Here is a 22,644-nt window from a genome sequence, read left to right as displayed (position 1 = left end):
AATCTATATATTTTTAAAATTGGTGATACCAGACGTAACTTGTCGTACTATTTACAACGCAAATATAAGCGAATTGTTCGCAATAAGCCACGTTTTCTTTATGAATAAAAACTATCGGGTCATTGATGAAATCTATCAACAGGTAAATAATATGCTGGATAACATACTTATTTCGATTATTTTATATAATTTTGCAACCTCTACTTTACAAAAAGGATGGATAACACGTATAACAACTCATAAAAATGAAGCTATTTGAATTTAAACCCAAACTGGTTTCTTGTCTAAAGAATTACTCAAAAGAAACGTTTATGGCGGACCTGATGGCCGGTATCATCGTAGGTATCGTGGCACTTCCATTGGCTATCGCCTTCGGTATCGCTTCGGGAGTATCGCCCGAAAAAGGTATTATCACCGCTATCATTGCCGGATTTATCATCTCCCTGATGGGGGGAAGCAAAGTCCAGATTGGCGGACCGACCGGAGCATTCATCGTCATCATCTATGGCATTATCCAGCAGTATGGCGAAGCCGGACTGATTGTAGCCACGCTTATGGCAGGTGTTCTTCTTGTATTACTAGGAGTATTCAAACTCGGAGCAGTCATCAAGTTCATCCCTTATCCTATCATTGTCGGATTCACCAGCGGTATCGCCGTCACCATTTTCACTACCCAGATTGCCGATATTTTCGGTTTGTCCTTCGGGGATGAGAAAGTTCCGGGAGATTTTGTCGGGAAGTGGATGATTTATTTCCGTCATTTCGATACCATCAACTGGTGGAACACCATTGTAAGTATCGTCAGCATTATTATTATTGCCATTACTCCCAAGTTTTCAAAGAAAATTCCCGGCTCATTGATAGCGATTGTCGTTGTCACCGCTGCCGTTTATCTGATGAAGACTTTCGGTGGAATCGACTGCATCCAGACGATAGGCGACCGTTTCACGATTAAATCCGAACTGCCCGATGCTGTCGTGCCTGCTTTGGATTGGGAAGCTATCAGGGAATTGTTTCCGGTGGCTATCACTATTGCCGTACTGGGCGCTATCGAATCATTACTGTCTGCCACTGTAGCCGATGGTGTGATTGGCGACCGCCACGACTCCAATACGGAACTTATCGCACAAGGCGCGGCCAATATCGTAGCTCCCCTGTTCGGCGGTATCCCCGCTACCGGAGCCATCGCCCGCACCATGACGAATATCAACAACGGCGGCAAGACACCGATAGCCGGAATTATCCATGCAGTAGTATTGCTCTTGATTCTGCTTTTCCTGATGCCGTTGGCACAATATATCCCGATGGCATGTCTTGCCGGAGTACTGGTCATTGTCTCTTATAATATGAGTGGCTGGCGTGTATTCAAGGCTTTATTGAAAAACCCGAAATCAGATGTCACTGTCCTGCTTATCACCTTCTTCCTTACGGTTATCTTCGATTTGACCGTTGCCATTGAGGTAGGATTAGTCATTGCCTGCGTGCTCTTTATGAAACGTGTAATGGAAACTACCGAAATTTCGGTAATTACCGATGAGATTGACCCGAATAAGGAATCAGACATTGCCGTACACGAAGAAAATCTTATCATCCCTAAAGGAGTAGAGGTGTACGAAATCAACGGTCCTTATTTCTTCGGTATCGCTACCAAGTTCGAAGAAACCATGGCACAACTGGGTGAGCGCCCGAAGGTACGTATCATCCGTATGCGAAAAGTCCCGTTCATTGACTCTACGGGTATCCATAACTTGACCGTACTCTGTGAAATGTCGCAGAAAGAAAAGACTACCGTCATCCTTTCCGGAGTAAACGACAAAGTACACCAGGTACTGGAGAAATCCGGTTTCTATGAATTGTTGGGAAAAGATAATATCTGTCCGAACATTAATGTAGCATTGGAAAGGGCGAAAAGCCTTGTATCGTACTGACGTTAATTAGTTTCAACCCTATTTGAAACTAAAAGTTTCAAATAGGAAAACAAATTGTTTCACTGCTTGAAACGAAGTGTTTCACACCGAGAAACGAATTGTTTCAAGCAGTGAAACAATTTTTGAAACTAATCGCGCACCACCTGGTTGGGGATGATGAGTTTGGTCTTGCCTTCAAATGTTCCGCTCACGGTGAGCATGCCGAAGTAATAGAGCTGGTTCACGAAATTGTCGGCCTCTATAATGTTGACCAGCGGAATATCTAAAAGTGTCTGCCCTTGCATTGGAGAGGCACTTTTGGTAATTTTTAAAAGCCTATTGGCGAAAATTAAAAGTAGCCCGTTAGCCAAAATCTTAAAAAACCAGTATCTTTGTACCTTACATTTCTTTAAACAACACATATTATGAAAAAACTCTACCCACTTATCCTTTGCACTCTTTTTTCGCTTTCCGCATTGTCCATTGAAACGGTGGATTACACTCAGGGACTTTCCGTATGGTTCGATACTCCCAACAATCTGGACGGACAAGCTATCTGGCTACACGCTTCCGGCACAGGGACAAATCCGGACAAAGCATGGGAAAGCCGTTCGCTACCTATCGGGAATGGTAGTCTGGGAGCGAATATCATGGGGTCCATATCCGCAGAACGCATCACACTGAATGAAAAGACCCTTTGGAAAGGGGGACCGAATACTGCTAAGGGCGCCGAATATTATTGGGACGTCAACAAACAGTCGGCAGGCGTACTGAAAGAAATCCGGCAGGCTTTCTTGGACGGGGATTCTAAAAAGGCGGGGTATCTCACCCAGGAAAACTTCAACGGGCTGGGAGCTTATGAAGAAAAAGACGAGACTCCGTTCCGCTTCGGCGCTTTTACCACTATGGGAGAGCTTTATGTGGAAACTGGGCTCAGTGAAATCAATATGAGCAATTACCGCCGCATCCTGTCATTGGATTCGGCGATGGCTGTGGTGCAATTTGACAAGGACGGGATACGGTATCAACGGAAATACTTCATATCCTATCCGGACAGCGTTATGGTCATGAAGTTTACTGCCGACAAAGGCGGGAAACAGAATCTTGTGCTTAGCTATTGTCCCAACAGCGAAGCGAAAAGCCATATGGAAAGAGACGGAAACGACGGGTTGGTCTATACCGGAGTCCTCAATAACAATGGAATGAAATTCGCCTTCCGAATCAAAGCTGTCCACAAAGGAGGGACACTGAAAGCGGAAAACGACCGGATTATTGTGAAAGATGCCGACGAAGTGGTATTCCTGCTTACCGCAGACACCGATTATAAGATGAACTTTGCCCCGGATTTCAAAGACCCGAAAGCCTACGTCGGCAACGACCCGTCACAAACGACTTTGGCAATGATGGACAATGCCCTGAAAAAAGGTTATGACGAGCTTTACCGTAATCACGAAGCGGATTATACCGCGCTGTTCAATCGGGTACGTTTCGAAATTAATCCGGAAATAGGCAGTCCCAACCTGCCGACCTACAAACGACTGGCTAACTATAAGAAAGGTACACCGGACTATCAGCTCGAGCAATTATACTATCAATTCGGACGTTATCTGCTCATAGCCAGCTCACGCCCCGGCAACATGCCCGCCAACCTGCAAGGACTGTGGCACAACAATACCGATGGCCCGTGGCGGGTAGATTATCACAATAACATCAACATTCAAATGAACTACTGGCCTGCGTGCCCCACCAATCTTCCGGAATGTACATGGCCTTTGATAGACTTTATACGCAGCCTGGTGAAACCCGGTGAAAAGACAGCACAAGCCTATTTCAACGCCCGCGGGTGGACAGCGTCCATCTCTGCCAACATCTTCGGATTTACGGCTCCCTTATCCAGCAAATCCATGGAATGGAACCTGAATCCTACCGCCGGTCCGTGGCTTGCCACGCACATCTGGGAATATTATGATTATACCCGTGACACGAAATTCTTAAAGGAAATCGGTTACGACCTTATCAAAAGCAGCGCACAGTTTGCGGTAGACCACTTGTGGCACAAGCCCGACGGGACTTACACCGCCGCTCCTTCCACCTCTCCCGAACACGGCCCGGTGGACGAGGGAGTCACCTTTGCGCATGCCGTAGTACGAGAGATATTACTGGACGCCATCCAGGCAAGCAAGGTGCTCGGAACGGACGCCAAGGAACGCAAGCAATGGGAAAACGTATTGACTAAACTCGTTCCTTACCGTATAGGACGCTACGGTCAGTTGTTGGAATGGTCCACCGACATAGATGACCCGAAAGATGAGCACCGCCACGTCAACCACCTGTTCGGATTGCATCCGGGACACACTATCTCTCCTGTGACTACCCCCGAACTTGCACAAGCCGCCAGAGTGGTACTGGAACATCGCGGAGACGGCGCTACCGGTTGGAGCATGGGCTGGAAGCTCAACCAATGGGCACGACTACAGGACGGAAACCATGCGTATAAACTATACGGCAACCTGCTGAAAAACGGTACACTGGACAATCTGTGGGACACCCACGCACCTTTCCAGATTGACGGGAACTTCGGCAGTACGGCTGGAATAACCGAGATGTTATTGCAGAGCCATATGGGATTCATCCAATTACTCCCTGCTTTGCCGGACGCATGGGCAAACGGCTCGATAAGCGGAATCTGCGCCAAAGGGAATTTTGAGGTTTCCATCTCCTGGAAAGAGGGACAACTGGAGAAAGCTACCATCCAGTCCAAATCCGGAATCCCCTGTAACGTAAGATATGGAGACAAGACGCTCAAATTCAATACCGTAAAAGGGAAAAAATACGAAATCACTTTAAAAGGGGACAGATTGGCTGTATTATAAAGAAGGAAGCCAAACAACTATATCAACAAGCTCCGTATAGAAGGAATATTACATGAACGTGAAAGATATACCCTTCTCCCAAAAAATTCCCCGCTATATGAAAGGCTCTTATGTACTTCTTAAGACAAAAAGCTTTCATATAGCGGGGGCTATTTAACATGATAGATGTTCGTCCGCATGGCTTCTCCTCCTTCAGGAAGGTTGCTCTTCCCCCGATAACGGGGGAGTCGGAGGGGGTGAGTCCCCGTAGGGGGGGGGGAGGTGGGAGGTGAATACATAAGTCTATCATCTACAGCAAGATAGAAAGAACCTCGTTTGTCCTACCACCTCCCCCTACGAGGACTCCTCCTTCCTGAAGCTACCCTTTATACACATCTTTAAATCCTTACAAATTGGAATATTTAAAGGTGTTATTAGGAAAAAAAAGATTAAATAATGACTATGCTTACCATGAATAGCCTTAATTAATTTAACTCTTTATGTGCCTATTTCTTAAAAAAAATAGATGTGTATAATATAAAGGGTAGCTTCCTGAAGGAGGAGAATCGAAAAGTACAGGTTTATATCGAACTGACGTTATGTAATCTGTGGTGAGCCTTACATCATCATGTGCCTGCGAATCGAGAACTTCACGATTGCCATCGCATTGATGGACGCGAACGGGATATCCATCGGCTCGTGATGCGTATTGTAACTCACCAGCTTGATGCACCCTTCCTTGTCCGAGCGGTTGACGTATTTCACCGCCAGATACTCGTCTCCGTCAATCATGAACGACACCAGGTATATTTCCCCGTAGATGACGTTTTCGAAACTGCTGATTTCCTTGTATCCGATGATGTCCCCCGATTTCAGTATGGGATACATGCTGTCCCCGTTTACATACACCGCCCCGTCGCAGACGGAAATATTCGGAATCAATATCTTCCCCAGCGCGTACTGCTGCTTGTTGGTGAACAATGTTTTCAGGTTTGCCGCTGCAGTGATGTCGTATAACGTCACGCTCCGGTCGTCTACCGGTTCCACTGCTTTCGGATTGTGTATAATCTCCACTTCTCCCCTTGCCAGTTCGCTTTCGCAGAATCTCGGCTGGTGCACGGGGCTTCCTTTCCCCAACAGCAGCCAGTTGTAGTCCACTTTGTCGCCGAACTTGTCAAGCAACAGCTTGAAGTCTATGCTGTTTCGTGCTGCCCAATTAGTAACTGTCGCTCTCGAAACTCCCAAGTATTCAGCCAGTTCGCTGTCTCTTTTCAGGCCTAACACCTGTTTGGCACGCTTGATGATGCCTGTGACATCTAAATTTGTATCCATTCTGTTATCGTTTATTTTTGATGTAAATATTCATAAATATGTTAGTTGTTCATTTCTAACTTGTTATATACTTTTTGAAAATTAAATATTAAAACTATTTGCTTTATTGGTGAAAACTATTTTATCTTTGTGGCGTGTAAATCACAAATATGTTTCAAAAATATAAATTAAAATTGTAATATCTATGAGAAACGATGAAAAGTTTACGAAAGGTTGCGAAAAAGTTCATTCTCCACCATTGAATCTCCTCTATACGGCTACCTTGCTGGACATATATATCCACTATGATGGAGCTATATATTCACCACGGTAAGTATATATGTCCACTATGGTGGGTATATATCGCCAATAAACAATAAACATATTCTCGGAATTAAAAAAGCAATTATCATTATGAAAACAAAAACCTTATTGACACGACAGTCTACAGCTACCGTTATTTGTAAAAACTGTAAGCGTGAACTTCCCTTGGAGTCCTTCTACATGAACAAAACAACCCAGTGCCCGGATAAATACTGCAAAGAATGCCGTAAATCCCTGAGCCGTCGGCACTACCTCAGTGGGAAGAAGCTTCCCTGCATCAACTTGTCCGGCCGTCTTCCCTATCCTGTCATTACACAGATTGAAGACCGCGGCACACGTATCCGGCTTATTCTGCATGCCCTTCAGGTAGTACATCTGAGTATGGAACGTAAAAAGAAGAAAGTCCGGGACGAAGAATCCTTACTGTAACAGCGTACTGACTTTCACTTCAAGATTCAACAATGTGAATCCAATATCACGGGCGCCTGCATGGTTTTCACTCCCCGACGGAGAAGAAGCCATGCGGAGAGCTTGAGGAATTCACTCTTTATAAACTTTACACAAAATAAACAGATTAATTATGGCAAGAATAAAGAAAAAGGGACTTGACTATTTCCCATTGAATACAGATTTTATCCATGACCGTGCCGTCCGTCGCCTGATGAAGCGTGAGGGCGACTCGTCGCTTGGTATTTTGATTGAAGTGCTTTCGTATATCTATGCCGGAGAGGGGTATTACGTGGATGCAGACCGTTTGTTTTATGAAGACCTCTCGGCAGGTCTCTATGAGAAGAGTGCGGATGATGTGGAGCGTGTTATCCGGCTCGCAGTGGAATACGGTCTGTTCGATAGCGGCCTTTTTGAACGTGAACGCATTCTGACTTCCGTCGAGATACAACGGCAGTATCTTTTCAGCACCCGCCGTCGGAGCGTTTCTCCTCTGGAAGCGGCGTATTGTTTGCTTGTCAATGAGGAAGTCGCTGATAACAAGACAGGTGCGGGAGATAAATCACCTGCCGAGTCTGGAAAAACGGAACTTGAGGAAAGCATTACCGGGGATGATAATGTAACATTTATCCCTGAAAATGTAACATCAAGTACACATAGCATAGCACAGAATAGCACAGCAGAGCACAGCAAAGAACACCCCCTCTTCAATTCTCCCCTGGAAACGGCAGGGGAGAAGGCTGGGAGGAAGAAGGAAAGAGAGGAGATTTCTTCTGCAAGTTCCTGTGGTGGAGAGGGTTCCGGTTCCGTCAAGCAGAAACAATGTACGCAAAGAAAATGTACGCAGAATTATACGCAGGAAACTATCGGCATGCTTTCTCCCCCTGCTGACGGGACGTCACGCAACTATGCGGGGTTGCTTGATAATCTCCGGAGTTACGGCATTCCTCCCTCGGAGCAATATGCGATAATTCTGAAAAGTAACTTCGGTGCTATTGGCGGTGCGGTGTGGCGTGGAATTGCCACGCTGCGTGGCAGCGGTGGGAAAATAAAACTTCCCGGGCGCTATCTCCTGAGTGTTGTCAACAGGAGGGAATAGACTGCTATGTGTTGATACACAGCAGATAGCGGTGGTTAAGAATTTAGTTAAGACACAACTTGAAAAATGCTTGTATGCTCTAATGTGAATGTTATATCTTTGTAGTGTCGATAAGCTTACAGACAAAACTAAATAAACAGAATTAATTAACACAAAAACGAATCGGATTATGAATTTATTACGGAAATTGGTATTGGCGTGCATGTTGCTCGTCGCAGGAATGAATCTGTTTGCGCAGGAGTCTGCCTACGCTTATGATGCAAACGGTAATCTGACAAAAGATTTGAATAAGAACATTGTTGATATTCAATATAATTGTTTAAATTTGCCAAGTCGGATAGTCTTTAGGAATGGAGACAATATATCCAATGTATACAGTGGTGACGGAACCAAGTTGCGTACGGTACAGGTTATTGGCGGAGATACGCTGACAACGGATTATTGTGGCAATGCGATCTATGAAAACGGGGTGCTGGTGCGGTTGATGACCGATGTAGGATATATTGCGATGTCGGATACGAGCTATCATTACTTTATCAAGGACCATCAGGGGAATGTGCGTGTCGTTGCGGATGAAGATGGTAACGTAGAGGAAGTGAATGATTATTACCCATTCGGGGGATTGATGTCTACGAGTTCCCGACGGAGTGTCCAGCCGTATAAGTATAATGGGAAAGAACTGGAGACAGCGGGCGGGCTGAACTGGTATGACTACGGTGCCAGACGGTATGATCCTGTGCTGGGGAGGTGGAACGGAGTAGACCCGTCCTGTGAGAAACACTACAGTTGGAGTCCTTATACTTATTGTAAGAATAATCCGGTGTTGAGGGTGGATCCGGATGGGAAGGATGATTATACGATAAATGGCAGGGGGAAACTTTTTAGAACTCCGATAGTCGGTTCCACTTATGATAGGTTGATTTTGAATAAAGATAAGAACATATCAATTGTTGTATATGACAAGGGGCTACTTTCAGGAATGTATGCTATGCAAAAGGCTGGTAAGAATCAGGGAACAGAATCCTACCATTCAACGGTAAATCTTGATGATGCGGTAGCTGTTTTTAAATTTGGTGCAGACAATACCAAACCAGAATGGAAACTGGATATATACGATGACGGAGGGAGTAAAACTGCTATTGTGGGTACTTCTGGCAGAGAAGGTAGTGTTTTTTCGGATGTGCAAGATAAGTTGGGGGTTAAAGGTGATAAAGTTGTGGATCTGCATTCGCATCCGTATAATAAAGTAGCTTCTGATAATGATATGAGGAATTTGAAAATCAATACTGGTGCCATTTATAATAGAGATGAAAAAGAACTTTTCTTTTATAATAGTAAAAAATCCCGTATTGAGAATGAGACTTCTACAATAAGTACAAGTAGTGAACTGTTGAAAAGGTTGAATGATAAATTTATGAAGTAATGAGAAATATATTCTTTAATTTGATGTTTTTATTTGTTATGGTAGGCTGTGCGCAGCCTACTCTTAACAAGATTCAGCAAACAGTGAAAGATCAAGCAGGTTTGTTGGTGGACAGTGGACTGATAGTCAATAAGTATGTGATATTATATGAACTGGCAATAAATGATTCCAATCATATTTATCAAATTCAGGCTTCTGATTGTCCTGCATGGGGATTGGATTATCCTTCAAAGATTGTTCAATATAAGGACAGGTATTTTTGTTTCATAGAATTGGATGAATTTCCAATGTCTACAGATGTAATGATAGAACAAACGGGTTATTCCGGTAATCTAAATATGGAAGGCGGCGGAGGGGAAACGTGGATATTAGTGGTTTCCAAACGTGGCGAAAAGAAGAAACTGATAGATATTTCGTTACTTGAACCGGGTTGGGTTACGTACTTTAATATAAAGGAATTGTGGCCTTATTTTTCTGGGTATGTGAAAGGGGGAAAGGTGCAGATGGGAGTTATCTCTCATGATGTTGAACTGAATGATTTCTCTTTACATTGTAACGTGGATAGTCTGGAACAGAAACTGCTTTGGGATGAAGAGCGAGAGTGGACGATGATAAAAGAGATTTATGGAGAGATGTATTTCAAAAACAATACCGATTCTACCGTTTCTGTGTCATCGGAAACGATAAGACATTATGCTGTTGTGAATAATCATGATAGCTTGTATTTATCGCTTTGTGATTCTTTGCCTATTATTTTAGAACCTAATGAATATAAAATAATCAATTATAAAAGTCTTCCTCATCAAGAATGTTTTTTTAAAAATATAGCATTGGAAAAAGATAGTTGGGGATATCTCTATAATTTGTTTTGCAATTCTACTTATTGTCTTTTGGATGTAGCCGGAGAGAATATGCAAAAGAAAATAATGTTTCATGATATAGGTAATTATGGATTTGATGTTAGCAACCATCGTGGGATTTATCTGCGAATATTAAATCACGGCATATATGATAAAAAGGGTACGGATACGTTCAGGTTTAGATTTTGGGTTGATAAATGGGATATCACAGATGATGCAGAGAAAGAAAGAATTTGGAATGAGTCAGAAAAAAACTTTGAGAGAAATGTAGAGAGAATAAGAAATAGAAAATGATTTTTTCGCTTATGGTAACGGGAAATGTTATCGGTTAAGAATTTAGTTAAGACACCTATTGAAAAACGCTTGTATATTTAAATACGAACGCTGTATTCTTGTCACGTTGATAAACTTATAGACAAAACTGAACTCGATTAATTAACACAAAACAGAATTAGATTATAAACTATTTATTACGGAAATTGGCATTGGCGTGCATCTTTCTCGTCGCAGGAATGAATCTGTTTGCGCAGGAGTCTGCCTACGCTTATGCCGCAAACGGTAATCTGACAAAAGATTTAAATAAGAATGTTGTTGATATTCAATATAATTGTTTAAATTTACCGAGTCGTATAGAATTAGGGAACGGTAACAGCGTTTCTTATCTTTATGCTGCGAACGGCACGAAGCTCCGCACCACATATGTGATAGGAAACGATACGACCGTTACGGACTACTGTGGCAATTTGATCTATGAAAATGGTGTTGCTAAGACGTTGTTAGTGGAAGGTGGCTATGTCTCCTTGTCTGACCGGAAGTATCATTTCTATTTTCAGGACCATCAGGGGAATGTGCGTGTCGTTGCGGATGAAGATGGTAACGTAGAGGAAGTGAATGATTATTACCCATTCGGGGGATTGATGTCTACGAGTTCCCGACGGAGTGTCCAGCCGTATAAGTATAATGGGAAAGAACTGGAGACAGCGGGCGGGCTGAACTGGTATGACTACGGTGCCAGACGGTATGATCCTGTGCTGGGGAGGTGGAACGGAGTAGACCCGTCCTGTGAGAAACACTACAGTTGGAGTCCTTATACTTATTGTAAGAATAATCCGGTGTTGAGGGTGGATCCGGATGGGAAGGATGACTATAGAATAAATGAGGCTGGTAAACTTTTTAGAACTCCGATAAAGGGCTCCACTTATGATAGGTTGATTTATTCTAGAAATAAGGATATCTCAATTGTGGTAAATGACAAGAGTTTGCTTCCGGGAATGTATGCTACGCAAAAGGCTCATGGAAATACAGGAAGAGGGGCTTACAATTCAACAGCGAATCTTGATGATGCTGCATCTGTCTTTAAATTTGCCGCTGACTACACAGGAGTAGAATGGAAATTGGATGTGTATGATGATAATGGTGTAAAAACAGCTGTTGTTGCAACAGACCAAATGACACACGGCGTTGATAATGGTGCGGAAGCCAAAGAAAAACTTTCCATAAGGGGGGAAAAAGTAATAGACATCCATTCTCATCAGCCCGGAGGAACAAAAGGAGGAGCTGGTAATGATTTTAATTTAGCTAAGCCTAATTGTAAAAATGCCGTTTATATGAGAAATAATAAAATTCAGACAGATAGAAAAGGTATGTTATATGAATATACCCAAAAACAAAGCCAGGTGAAGTCTGTTCCGATTCTTGATGATAATGATTTGTTACGATATATAAAACCTAACTGATATGAAGAGATTGGTATACATAGTCATATTTATTTTATTTTGGGGATGTATGTCCCCCTCTCTTCCGTTAGAGGAAGTCCATCAGCGTGTTACAAAACAGATAGAGTTATTGATAGATAGCGGTTATCTGACAATGCCCTATATAGAAATAAATGAAATTGTTTCAAATGATTCCAATGTTGTGTATCGAATTGGATGTTCTGACTCTCCTGCTTCTTTGGATGCGGAGCTACCCTCCCGGGTCATGAAATATAAAGAACGTTTTCTTTGTTTTATCGAACTGGATGAGCCGGAGATGTCACGGACGGAATTGTTTCGACAGGGAGTTGTTGCAGATTCGGCGTTTCGGGAGAACTTATACTTAGGGGATACTTGCTATTGGCTGCTTGCTTGTCGGAAATATGAAGAAAAACAGACTCTTGTAAGGATTGACGTTCCGCAGATAATTGGTCTTTCTGACTTTCCGTACAAGACTATCTTTGACTATCCGGAGTTGTGGCCTTATTTCTCAGGAGGAAAACCGTATGGGAAATCTTCATTAATGGTGTTGAATTCGCATGATATAATTGTTTCGAAACCGTATATCCCGGAGCTTTATAGCCTTGATATTGATAGTCTTAAACAGTATATTGATAGATTCAGTGGAGAAATCTTTTTGAGGAATCTGACCGATTCTTCCCTGACTTTTTCTAGTGATTCGACTATTAAAATGCATTATGCGGTTGTGAATGGAGTAGATACTTTGAACTTATATTTAAGGGATTCGTTGCCGATAGTCGTTAAAGCGCATGGATATAAGATTTTGAAGTATGAGAGTGAACACCCTCATTCATTTCTTCAGAAACTTCCGGAGCAGAACATCTGGATGTCGATGTATAAATTGTTCAGTGATTCTACTTTTTGTTTCTTAAGCATTGATGGAATGTCTCAGAACTCTGAGATAATGCATAATGATACCCAATGGGGAAGTTACATGAAAGGTTCATTGTCAACAGGGAATAGACTATTCTTTAATAAAAATATTGATGACAAGGAAGCTAGAGGACTGAGATTTATTGGCGGTTAAGAATTTAGTTAAGACACATGTTGAAAAACGCTTGTATATAGAATGTAACCATTGTATCTTTGTAGTGTCGATAAGCTTAAAGACATAACTAAACTAACAGAATTAATTAACACACAAAAAATCACGATTATGCCAGTATTGTATGGTTCATTTCAGTCCGTTCTGAAAGACAAAAACGGAAAACAACTGTTTTATCCCCGTGTGCTTCGCACAGGTAATGTAAGTACTTCACAACTCTCTAAAGAGATAGCGGCTTATTCATCCCTTTCTCCGGGTGACGTGAAGAATACGTTGGACAACCTGGTGACGGTAGTCAGCCAGCATCTCCAGTCATCGGAGAGCGTGACGCTTGACGGATTCGGCACGTTCCGCCTGGTGATGAAGTCGAATGGCAAAGGCGTCGAGAGTGCCGACGAAGTCTCCGCCTCACAGGCCTCGCTGACAGTCCGCTTTCTTCCTTGCTCCACTCGTCATCTGGATGGCACCATGGCTACCCGTTCGTTGGTGACAGGCGCACGATGCGTACGTTTCGACCGTGCCGATGCTTCGGCTTCGGATGGCGGAAATAGCGGTAACCCCGACGGTGGCGGAGCTGACGGCGGGGAAACACCGGACCCGGATCCGGCAGCATAGACTGCCTGTATATCACAACACAAACACGAATGACTGACTAAACTAGATTAAACTAAGCAGTAAAGTTCCGGCCGGACTAACAGCTGATTATCCACTAACATGCGAATTATCAATTTAATCGTGGTGCATTGCAGCGCCACGCGGGGGGATTGTACACTCTCACCGGAAGCTTTGGACTTGATGCACCGGCGTCGCGGGTTCAACGGAACAGGCTATCATTATTACATCCGCAAGGATGGAACGCTGCACCTCACCCGTCCCCTCGAACGCATCGGAGCCCACGTGAAAGGCTTCAACGCTCACTCGATAGGTATCTGCTATGAAGGCGGTCTGGACTGCCGGGGACGCCCGGCAGATACCCGGACTCCGGCACAGCGCTCCACGCTCCGGCTGCTCGTCGGGCAGCTACAGGAGAGATTCCCCGGCTGTCGGGTGTGCGGACACCGCGACCTCTCGCCGGATCTCAATGGGAATGGTGAGATAGAACCGGAAGAGTGGATTAAACAGTGTCCGTGCTTCGATGTGGCAAAGGAATTCAAGGAGTTCAAGAATTATAAGGAATTCAAGGATTCCGGAGAATCCACAGCACAGGCGGAGAACATGGACGAACACAGAGTAACACAACACATAAAAGAACAGAAAGGAGGTAAATTATGGCAATGAAGAAATCCGTATGGGATATGATCCTGAAAGTGGTTATCGCAGTGGCTTCGGCCGTGGCAGGCGTTTTGGGCGCTAATGCGATGAATCTGTAAGAGAAGTAATTAACGGGAACTCCCTGTCATGGGAATATGCGCGCTACTTTATCGGGCAGGGAGTTTCTTAGTATTGTGATTTTATTTAAGAAACTATTATATATCAAAGAATATGAAAAAAAGACTACTATCAGTATTTGTTTTTCTGGCAATATTCAGTTTCAACTGTATAGGTCAGCAACAAATACCTATTAAAAATGTACCCAGTCCGGAAATAGCCGGTTTGGGAGAATATGGAAAAGTTCCAGTTAGTTTATATACGGGAGTTCCGGATATATCCGTGCCTATTTATGAATTGAAAGCTGGTAACTATTCGTTACCACTTGCTGCAAGTTATCATTTGGCTTCGGTAAAGCCTAATTCCCAGTCTGGTTGTCTTGGACTTGGATGGAATCTTATAGCAGGCGGCTATATTACACGTTCTGTTCGTGGAATGTATGATGAGAAATGTCAATCAAATGGATATGCTCCGGGTTATTATGCACATGCTTCTAAATTGAAAAATATCAGTAATGAACAGTTTAAAGCAGAAACGATGCATATACAAAGCACGGAAAATGATTATTATGAATTAACTGCTGACGAATTTTCGTTTAGTGTTTGTGGTTATTCTGGAAATTTCTACTATGCCGGTAATGGAGAGTGGAATGTTGTTTCTGATCAGGATATACGTGTGGAATTTAATCCTGTTGATGGGGAAGGCTTTCTTAGTTTGTCGGAAGTCGGAAAACGTCTTGATGTAAGGAGATGGGGAGCAAGCACAAGAAACAATCGTTTTTTCAATAAATTTACGCTGATTACTCCTGATGGATGCAGGTATGAATTTGGTGGAATCAACGCTACTGAATATAGTATTCCTTATTATGCCCGCTATAACAGTGATTTAATAGCTACTACCTGGAGGTTGTCCAAAATAACGACCGTAGACAAGCGGGTAATAGAATTCAGTTATGACACTTCAGCTATCATGTGTGATCTTCGTTATGTACCCCAACAGAAAGTGGTGACCAACATACCATGCACTTATAGTGGTATACAAAGTGGGCGTTCAGGGATGACTGGGTATCTGCTTTTCCCAGTTAATTTAAAGACTATAAAAACACCTAACGAGATATTGGAATTCAATTATTACAATGAATACGGATATGGAGATAAGTTTGTTGATAGTTATTTGGCATGGAAAGACAATGCAAATTATGACCGTCAGGATATAGATAACATGAATTTTGAAGACCCGGCTAATCAATTTACTCTATTTTTAGGAAACCAAATTGATAATACCGATCAGGCAACATTGCGTCAATCGATTAAATCAAAACTACAACATAAAATTCTTCATTGTATTTATGTGAAAGGAAAGAACTCCAAGGCTTTGAAAACTATATATTTTGACTATGCAAGGAATAATCGTACTAAATTGTCTTTAATTACGGAACGTTCAGGGAATCCGGATTTGATCCCTAATTATGTATGGCACCCACATGGATTTTATTTTCTTACTTGGTATAATATACCTGAGAATTTGACCGGAGGTCGCGTACCTGAATATCGTTTTCTTTATAATTCGGAAAAACGTATGCCAAATGATTATGTACGCCCGATTGCCGATTCGTGGGGATATTATACAGGAGGAAGTGTTGTTTTTGCCGAGATACCTAATTTCTCTCAGACTTATAGTAGTTTGCAATATACTTTGGCAGAGGTCTTGACGGAAGTCATTTATCCAACAGGTGGAAAAAGCCGTTTTGAATATGAATTGAACAACTATTCAAAAGTGGTAGCTCCTTCTTTGATGTCATTAACAGACAAAAGTGGTACTGCAGGCGGTTTGCGTATTCGGCGTATTACCAATCTGGATAATGAAGATAATGTACTCGGTGCCAAGCAATATTACTATTCGAATACTCGTGACCGATTTGGAAAAAGTAGTGGAATATTGAAAAGTCTTCCTGTTAATGAGATGGTGTATACTCTTAAGGATGGAGATAAGGAGCCTGATCCTAAGAATGCAATATCGTTATATCTCAAATCAAAGGGAGGTTTTTTCCCATCAGTTACTAATCTGAATACACCGGATGTAGGTTATTCTTGTGTGATTGAAGAAGCGTTCGACAAAGATAATAAGTCGCAAGGTTATATTGTGCGTCATTACTCTAACTATAATGAGGATATTTATGGTAATACTCATTATGACGAGCTTGCTTTTTATTCTATGTTTGAAGGGAACTCCTATACAATGCCATTTAGCAGTCGTTCTATGGAGAGAGGAAAGTTGCTGTCTGAAGAATACTATGATGTCAATGATCGTTTGCGAAAGAAGGTGAATTACCGATACAAAGAGGTAACTCCAGGCTCATTTGTAACAGCTGATCAAATGGTGTTGTTCTTTTGTACAGATTTAGACAATTTCATGCTAGGAAAAGTGGGGACTTTAACTCGTACATATACACATGCTTATCTGACCGACTCTGTTATAGAAACTCTTTATCCTCAATCGGGAAATACGGCATTTGTTATAGAAAAGGCGTATCAATATAATAAGTATAAGCAGTTAAGCCAAATAGCCGGTAGAAACAGCGATGGAAAAAGTACTCTGACAGAATATGTTTATGCTGCAACTTTACCGGAATATAAATGGATGGAAGAAGCACATATACTATCTCCGGTTTCTAGTAAAAAAGAACAGACAGGCAGCTCTTATTTAAAAGAGGTATATCAGTATATGGGTCCTATACCTTATATAAAGCAGATTAGTACAGATAGAGATGGTTATGTGCATAAACATTACACTGTGCAAGCTGTGGATGGTTATGGGAATCCTATATATCTTCACGAAGAGTCAACGCCCGTTGTATTGATATGGGGAGCTGAAGGTCAACGGTTAATATCACGGATAGAAAATGCCACTCTTAATCAAGTGGAAGAAGCATTGGGAATGAATGTGAAGGATTTCTCTTCATCCGATATCTCTGGAACTAATTTGCTAAAAATAGAAAATATCAGGCATAAGATATCCGGAACTCATTTCTATATTTACAAATATACAAATGAGTTGCGTTTGGTCTCAGAAACAAAGCCTAATGGAATCACTGTGTTTTATAAATATGATTTTCTGGGTCGCCTGACAGAGAATTATATTATGGAATTTAAAGATGGAGATTATCAAAAACGGATATTAAATATATATGATTACAATTATTATTATGGCTCCAAGATTGAAAGTGGAGAAGTAGCCATAGAGAAAGGAGGACAACTATGAAATTGCATAAAATAATATTACTTCTAATTTTGCTATCAGGATTTTCGATAGAAATACCTGCGCAGAATTCTTTGCAGAATGAGATAGGTAAGCTCGAATATGACACGTTGAAGAGGGATATGGTTAAAACAAAACATCTGGACCATATAAATATTTCTGATACATCGTCAGTGAGTTGCGCAAACTACTTGTTTCGTGTGAAAGAACCATTATATATTTCTTTTAAGTCTAATTATTTCACTATGGGAATGGAAATGGAGAAAATTCCGGGACAATTGGAATGTCAATTAAAAATAACAGATGATAATTTGCTCACTAATCAGGTGTATTATCAGAATGCGAAAAGTGTTGATCCGGATTCTTTATCATCAGTGAGTTTTACTGATACTCTTTTGTTATTTGCCGGTACATATTGTTTGACATCGACTGTAATAGAAAAGAACAAAGATATTCTTGTTCCTGATGATAATGGTGTGAATGCTGCAAGTGTATTGAAAACTAATACTTTTGATATTAAACCGATCGACCCGCATGAACCAATAAAGCCTTTTCCGCCGATTGATCCTTTTCCGCCAATAGATCCGGTCTTGCCGATGGACTCAATTCGACCACTTCCTTTATTTTATATCATGACTCTGTCAATAGAGACAAAAGGACTTGCTCCGGAAGAACAGCCGATGCCGGCTATTCCTTTTCCTGCAATAAATTGGGGAAATGATCTATTGCCCGAACGTTTTGGCAAAAATGCTGTTTCTGTTTTCAAGAGTAGGACAGGAAATAAGGAAGAAGGTATGCTTGTGGTAAATTACTATGATGGGCTGGGGCGTTCGAAAGAAACGGTACAACAAGGTGTGAGTCCTAGTCATAAAGATTTAGTAACCCTACAAGAATATGATGGGTGGGGGCGTAAAGCCAATACATGGTTGCCAGCTGTAACGACACAAAACACAGGTGATTTCATATCTGTAGCTTCTTGTGGAGAATTGGCACGCAATACTTATGGAGGAGATGCTTATCCGTATTTAACCTTTACCTACGAAAATTCTCCTTTGGAAAAAGTAATTAAACAGCATAATCCGGGGAGAGTATGGCGTGAAAATGGCAGATCATTGAAAATAGATGAGTACGTTAATATCGCTGGTTATGATACTTTAGGTTGTTTCGGTTTTCAATTGATCAATGGGGCAAGAGAAGCATTAAATATTAGTGTAAGTAAACAGTATGAAAATGGAAGCTTGCTTGTTACGCGCTCAGAGGATGAAGATGGAGTCACTTTGTTTGAATTTAAAGACCGTTTGGAAAGAACCGTTCTGGAACGTCGTATAGAATCAAGACTGAAAGGGGATAAGCAATTGTCGGATACTTACTATATTTATGATGATTTGGGAAAACTCTGTGCTGTTCTTCCTCCTGCATTGTCCGATCAGTTGAGTGTAGGTAATATTCCTGCAGAAAAACTCGATATGTATGGATATTTATATAAATATGATGTGGCGGGAAACCTCATGGCTAAAAAGCTTCCAGGAATTTCATGGGAATACTATGTCTATAATGTAAACAACAATCTTATATTTAGCCAGAATGGCGAGGAACGTAAAAGAGGAGAATGGAAATTTAGTATTCCGGATGCATTCGGTCGTGTATGCTTGCAGGGAGTATGTAAAGTTGCGATTGATCCGTTTGATAATCCTTATTTAAAACCTATTTTTAGTGGATTGTCGAATTGGTATGTTTGTCAATACGTAGGAAGTACTGAATATGGGGGGTACCAGTTCAGTGGAAGTCTTATGGCAGGATTAGTGGGGCCGAAACCATTAGTTCAGGTAATCAATTATTATGATAACTATGACTTTATGTATCGGACAGATCTTTTGGCAAGAGATGAATTTAGATATACCCGTGAAGAAGGTTTTGCCGCTACGTCATCCAGTGCTAAAGGAATGTTGACAGGAATAGCTAAGTTGCATACGGATACATACGATCAGTATCGTAATGGTGAATATGGAGTGGATTCTCCCTACAATTACTCAGTGATGTATTATGATGATCGTGGTCGCCTTTCTCAAACTGTTTCTGACAACCATTTAGGTGGTATGGACCGTGATTTCTTTTCCTATGATTTTAATGGGAACGCCTTGCGGCATTTACACCGTCAGACCGGGGCTGGAAATGAGATTTTGAGTGACAGTTATACCTATGAGTATGATCACGCCGAACGTCTTGTAAAGGCGCTGCATCGTTTGGGAGATGCTCAGGAAGTGACTCTTATTGACAATGCGTATGATGATTTGGGACGCTTATCCCGGAAGACGTTCCATAACGGTCTGTTGAATACGTCTTATTCGTATAATATTCGCAGTTGGCTAACTGGTATCACAGGTTCAACTTTTGAGCAAGTATTGCATTATACGGACGGAACGGGTATTCCATATTACAATGGTAATATCAGCAGTATGGTTTGGAAATCGGGTGAAGATGATATAATGAGAGGCTACCGCTTTACTTATGATAATTTGAATCGTTTGACGAATGCGGTGTATGGAGAAGGCAGTGTTCTCGTTCAAAATCAGAATCGCTTCAATGAACAAGTAACCGGATACGATAAGATGAGTAATATTTTAGGGGTCAAACGTTCCGGACAGACTTCATCTACCGGATACGGCTTGATAGATGATCTGGCGATGTCCTATAATGGGAATCAACTAAAATCAGTATCAGATAGAGCTACAAATTCTGTTTACGGCAATGGCTTTGATTTCAAAGACGGAGTAATCAAAGAAGCTGAATATGAATATGATGAAAATGGTAATATGACGAAAGATTTGAACAAGAAAATATTGAATATCCAATATAATTGTTTAAATTTGCCGAGTCGTATAGAATTTGGAAACGGTCATGTCATTTCTTATCTTTATGATGCTGATGGAATAAAACTTCGTACGACACATATCATAGGGAGTGATACTACAGTAACTGATTATTGCGGCAATGTGATCTATGAAAATGGAACCCCTGTCAAGTTGCTTACAGAAGCTGGCTATGTTACACTGGACGATTCTAAGTATCACTATTTTGTCCAGGATCATTTGGGTAATAACCGTGTGGTTGTAGACCAGAGTGGTAATGTTGAAGAAGTGAACCATTATTATCCGTTTGGCGGTCTGCTATCAAGTTCGGTAAGTAATGCTGTGCAGCCTTATAAGTATAACGGTAAAGAACTTGATCGGAAGAATGGTCTTGATTGGTATGATTATGGGGCGAGACAGTATGATGCAGCACTAGGTAGATGGCATGCAATGGATCCGATGGCGGAGAAATATTATTCGATTAGTCCGTACGTTTATTGCAACAATAATCCTATCAATATTATAGATCTTGATGGTAGAGATTGGTATAAGGTGAAAAATGATGAGGGAATATGGCAATATTCTTATAGGGAGGATATCCATTCTCAAGAAGAACTTAATAAGATAGTGAAAAACGGAACATATTTAGGAGTTACTCACACTGAAAATAATATTTATTATAGTCTGTTCGGAAGTAAAAAAGTAGCAGATTCTTTTGAGGGTGCTATTTATCAAAAAATAGACAATGGTATTTTGAAGAATGCTATTAGTGAAACAAATACCAATCCTGCCTATGGAGGAGAAGATGTTGGAAGTCCGACTACAGACTTTTCTATTGAAGGAGTAGAATCTAAAGATTCCAAATATTTAGGTTTCGATACCCATAGAAACGAATATAATGTGGAATATGAAGGTAGCAATAGCGGAACATACAACGTTTTAGGCAGCAAGGCTGCAATGAAAGCGTATATGGAAAATTGGGTTGGAGATAGAGATATGCCCAAAGATATTGGAGGTTGGACAAACGGTCAAAAATCCTATCATATTAGATTTATGAATAAAAAAGGAGTTGACATACTTCATTTGAAATATTCCAAATCTGCAGCCAATACTTTAATGAATAAATATAATCGGTTATTTTTAAACAGAAAAAAATGAAAAGATTTGTTGTTTACATATTTAGCGGACTTATTTTAGTTTTGTGCAGTTGCAAAAGTCTACCTTCAAAAGAAAGCAATCTCCCTGGCTATGATTTCAAATTTGATTTATATAGTCATGTAAAATGGTATTATCGTGCGAATCTTAAATACCCATCCATTGAAGAGTTATATGATTATTGCTGGGGAATAATAAACGATGCTAATGGAAACAAATATGCATCATTTAATGATTTCGAAAAAGCCACTCAGAAAGACATGACGGGACGAGAAAGCTTGCTACACCATTTATCTCTATATAAAGATGATATCTCATTTGAAAAAAAAGATAAATCAATGGATATTCTTTGGAAAGAAAAAAAATGGATGAAGATTAAAATAGAACTATGTGAAATGATAAAAGAGAAAAGTTATCTTTTTACTTATTTCTACAAATCTCCAAATAACTATAGTAAGGATTTTAATTACGAAGAGTCTTTTTTATCGGTAAAAAAAGAAATACGTGACAAATATTTAACGGATTCTGTGCAACGAGGCAAACTTCAAACTTGTCTTTTGAGATATGATAGAGATGAAGGCTATCAAGTATTTTATCCTTCAGGTAACAGACTAAATTCAAACGCATATCTAAGTAAATTAGGATGTGCCTTAGATACTTTTCTTTTAAACCGAGATATTCAGATGATTCAATTTGTAACAAATTTGCCTGAACATTGTCTCATAAAAAATAAATAATACAAGGATATCATTTGAGTAAACAAATATCTACCTTGGTACAAAAACGATAATATCGTTATGTACCAGGGTGTTTTTTTATATTTCCAATAAATCAACTTATCAGGAAGCCGATATCTTTCAAGGACATGCACAAAGCAGAAATTCATAATTTCTCAGATTTCACTTCAATCTCTTTCAAACATTTCACATCTTCATACAGTGAACGATGATTATCCTTTAATGTCAACAGGT

At 41.0% G+C, this 22,644-nt stretch carries 17 protein-coding genes; 15 read left to right on the top strand and 2 right to left on the bottom strand.

What is annotated here, in order from left to right; all coding sequences use genetic code 11:
* The first annotated feature begins 245 nt into the window (after nucleotides 1–245).
* Nucleotides 246–1,928, top strand: coding sequence for a SulP family inorganic anion transporter (locus CLIN57ABFB40_RS13260; RefSeq protein ID WP_175630542.1), 1,683 nt, complete (start codon nucleotides 246–248; stop codon nucleotides 1,926–1,928).
* Between the two features lie 128 nt (nucleotides 1,929–2,056).
* Here the strand turns inward: CLIN57ABFB40_RS13260 and CLIN57ABFB40_RS13255 are convergent, their stop codons facing one another.
* On the bottom strand, nucleotides 2,057–2,212 hold the full coding sequence (locus CLIN57ABFB40_RS13255) for a hypothetical protein (RefSeq protein WP_175630382.1): 156 nt from the start codon (nucleotides 2,210–2,212) through the stop codon (nucleotides 2,057–2,059).
* A 120-nt stretch (nucleotides 2,213–2,332) separates the two neighbouring features.
* Between CLIN57ABFB40_RS13255 and CLIN57ABFB40_RS13250 the strand changes: the two genes are divergently transcribed.
* Complete coding sequence (locus CLIN57ABFB40_RS13250; protein ID WP_175630541.1) at nucleotides 2,333–4,780, top strand: glycosyl hydrolase family 95 catalytic domain-containing protein; 2,448 nt, start codon at nucleotides 2,333–2,335, stop codon at nucleotides 4,778–4,780.
* Nucleotides 4,781–5,377: 597 nt separating this feature from the next.
* On the opposite strand, the gene CLIN57ABFB40_RS13245 is transcribed toward CLIN57ABFB40_RS13250, so the two are convergent.
* The gene (locus CLIN57ABFB40_RS13245; protein ID WP_175630540.1) at nucleotides 5,378–6,091 is read right to left on the bottom strand and encodes a S24 family peptidase; all 714 of its coding nucleotides are present in this window, start codon (nucleotides 6,089–6,091) and stop codon (nucleotides 5,378–5,380) included.
* Nucleotides 6,092–6,275: 184 nt separating this feature from the next.
* On the opposite strand from CLIN57ABFB40_RS13245, the gene CLIN57ABFB40_RS20465 reads away from it, so the two are divergent.
* From CLIN57ABFB40_RS20465 to CLIN57ABFB40_RS13185, 13 genes are all read left to right on the top strand, one after another.
* Entirely contained in the window at nucleotides 6,276–6,404 is a 129-nt protein-coding gene (locus CLIN57ABFB40_RS20465) for a hypothetical protein (protein WP_262886966.1), read from the top strand.
* Between the two features lie 80 nt (nucleotides 6,405–6,484).
* Nucleotides 6,485–6,823, top strand: coding sequence for a hypothetical protein (locus CLIN57ABFB40_RS13240; protein ID WP_175630387.1), 339 nt, complete (start codon nucleotides 6,485–6,487; stop codon nucleotides 6,821–6,823).
* A 151-nt stretch (nucleotides 6,824–6,974) separates the two neighbouring features.
* Nucleotides 6,975–7,940 (top strand): DUF4373 domain-containing protein, encoded by a 966-nt coding sequence (locus tag CLIN57ABFB40_RS13235; RefSeq protein WP_175630539.1) that lies wholly within the window; start codon nucleotides 6,975–6,977, stop codon nucleotides 7,938–7,940.
* A gap of 169 nt (nucleotides 7,941–8,109) precedes the next feature.
* Nucleotides 8,110–9,363, top strand: coding sequence for an RHS repeat-associated core domain-containing protein (locus CLIN57ABFB40_RS13230; RefSeq protein WP_317167732.1), 1,254 nt, complete (start codon nucleotides 8,110–8,112; stop codon nucleotides 9,361–9,363).
* Nucleotides 9,363–10,517 (top strand): Imm65 family immunity protein, encoded by a 1,155-nt coding sequence (locus CLIN57ABFB40_RS13225; RefSeq protein ID WP_175630538.1) that lies wholly within the window; start codon nucleotides 9,363–9,365, stop codon nucleotides 10,515–10,517. Before CLIN57ABFB40_RS13230 ends, CLIN57ABFB40_RS13225 begins: the two co-directional genes overlap by 1 nt.
* Before the next feature lie 191 nt (nucleotides 10,518–10,708).
* A complete protein-coding gene (locus CLIN57ABFB40_RS13220) occupies nucleotides 10,709–11,959 on the top strand; it encodes an RHS repeat-associated core domain-containing protein (RefSeq protein ID WP_254871777.1) in 1,251 nt (416 codons plus the stop codon).
* A gap of 1 nt (nucleotide 11,960) precedes the next feature.
* Nucleotides 11,961–13,025, top strand: coding sequence for an Imm65 family immunity protein (locus CLIN57ABFB40_RS13215; RefSeq protein ID WP_175630537.1), 1,065 nt, complete (start codon nucleotides 11,961–11,963; stop codon nucleotides 13,023–13,025).
* A gap of 129 nt (nucleotides 13,026–13,154) precedes the next feature.
* The gene (locus tag CLIN57ABFB40_RS13210; protein WP_175630536.1) at nucleotides 13,155–13,658 is read left to right on the top strand and encodes an HU family DNA-binding protein; all 504 of its coding nucleotides are present in this window, start codon (nucleotides 13,155–13,157) and stop codon (nucleotides 13,656–13,658) included.
* A gap of 99 nt (nucleotides 13,659–13,757) precedes the next feature.
* Nucleotides 13,758–14,321, top strand: a complete 564-nt coding sequence (locus CLIN57ABFB40_RS13205) for an N-acetylmuramoyl-L-alanine amidase (RefSeq protein ID WP_175630535.1) — start codon at nucleotides 13,758–13,760, stop codon at nucleotides 14,319–14,321.
* Nucleotides 14,318–14,413, top strand: coding sequence for a smalltalk protein (locus CLIN57ABFB40_RS13200; protein WP_149932071.1), 96 nt, complete (start codon nucleotides 14,318–14,320; stop codon nucleotides 14,411–14,413). The genes CLIN57ABFB40_RS13205 and CLIN57ABFB40_RS13200 overlap by 4 nt, the downstream gene beginning before the upstream one ends.
* A gap of 112 nt (nucleotides 14,414–14,525) precedes the next feature.
* Entirely contained in the window at nucleotides 14,526–17,672 is a 3,147-nt protein-coding gene (locus tag CLIN57ABFB40_RS13195; RefSeq protein WP_175630534.1) for a hypothetical protein, read from the top strand.
* On the top strand, nucleotides 17,669–21,676 hold the full coding sequence (locus tag CLIN57ABFB40_RS13190; RefSeq protein ID WP_254871776.1) for a DUF6443 domain-containing protein: 4,008 nt from the start codon (nucleotides 17,669–17,671) through the stop codon (nucleotides 21,674–21,676). Before CLIN57ABFB40_RS13195 ends, CLIN57ABFB40_RS13190 begins: the two co-directional genes overlap by 4 nt.
* Nucleotides 21,673–22,410 carry a hypothetical protein gene (locus tag CLIN57ABFB40_RS13185; RefSeq protein WP_175630533.1) on the top strand — a complete coding sequence of 246 codons (738 nt, stop codon included), beginning with the start codon at nucleotides 21,673–21,675 and terminating at the stop codon, nucleotides 22,408–22,410. The genes CLIN57ABFB40_RS13190 and CLIN57ABFB40_RS13185 overlap by 4 nt, the downstream gene beginning before the upstream one ends.
* Nucleotides 22,411–22,644: the final 234 nt, after the last annotated feature.

This window comes from Bacteroides acidifaciens, from assembly GCF_903181435.1.
Taxonomy (GTDB): domain Bacteria; phylum Bacteroidota; class Bacteroidia; order Bacteroidales; family Bacteroidaceae; genus Bacteroides.
This window is presented reverse-complemented; position numbering and strand designations above follow the sequence as displayed.